The following is a 1,001-nucleotide window of genomic DNA, read 5'->3' as shown; positions in this document are numbered from 1 at the left end:
TGTAAGGTGCGGTTGCTCGTGAGACATCAGATTTGTTAATTATAGCTTTTCTCTGAGTGCTTCGTAAGGCGTCTTCCCTTTGTGTGCGCCATGCGGTCTGTGGAAGTTGTAGAAGCGCTCCCACTCGTCCAGTTTGGCTTCCAGATCGACATCGCCTTTGTAGCTGAGCAGTTGGTAGAACTCCTGCCCGTCAGAGCGGTGCGATCGTTCCACTTTGCCGTTAAGCTGTGGCGTGCCGCGTTTAATATAGGCATGGCGGATCCCCAGATCTTCGACGTGCCAATGGAACTTCGCCTGGAACTCATGGCCGTTATCTGTACGTATCTCACGGATGCGGAAAGGGAACTTTTCGATAATGTGATCGACGAAATCGATTGCGTTGGCCTGGGTGTGTTTTTCGTAAATCTTTAGAGCCCGGACCCGTGTGGCGTCATCGATTGCCGTATATTGAAAGCGTCGCACCTTCTCCCCCTGTTTACCTTTGAAAGTCAGGAACTTGACGTCCATCTGGATGTGATGTCCCGGAACTTGTTTTTGATACCGCTTGGTGTGGACCTTGCGCATGCGGGTTCCCCGAGGAAGCCGATTCAGGCCATGACGCCGAAGGATGCGCGAAACGGTCGCGTCAGACATCTTGATGTCGTGATAGCGCGCAAGATACCAAACGATCCGCATTGGCCCGAGGTGGTACTTGCGACGAAGGTAAAGAACCTTCTCCTCGCGCTCAGGCGGCGTCCTGTTGGCATGCCATTTAGGGATGGGTGGCGCATTGATCAGGCCAGCTTCTCCGTGTTCTGCATAGGCCTTGCGCCAACGGTAGAAACTGGCACGACCAATCCCGAAATAACGGCAGGTCTTGGCAACATGGCCGATCTCTTCGGCGTATCGCAGTATCCGTAATTTACGCCCAATCTCGCGTTGATCCTTGTTCATGAACATCTCCTTCTTCCCAAATCTGGGACGTTAAAAGAAATGTCTCGCGAGTAACGGCATATCTACAC

The 1,001-nt window shown here is 52.5% G+C and carries 1 protein-coding gene; it reads right to left on the bottom strand.

Features of this window, described 5'->3' with window-relative positions; genetic code table 11:
* Window positions 1–39: 39 nt before the first annotated feature.
* Window positions 40–933 carry an IS481 family transposase gene (locus ROG8370_RS19915; protein WP_085828841.1) on the bottom strand — a complete coding sequence of 298 codons (894 nt, stop codon included), beginning with the start codon at window positions 931–933 and terminating at the stop codon, window positions 40–42.
* Between the last annotated feature and the right edge of the window lie 68 nt (window positions 934–1,001).

This window comes from Roseovarius gaetbuli (genome assembly GCF_900172365.1).
In the GTDB taxonomy this organism is placed as follows: domain Bacteria; phylum Pseudomonadota; class Alphaproteobacteria; order Rhodobacterales; family Rhodobacteraceae; genus Roseovarius; species Roseovarius gaetbuli.
This window is presented reverse-complemented; position numbering and strand designations above follow the sequence as displayed.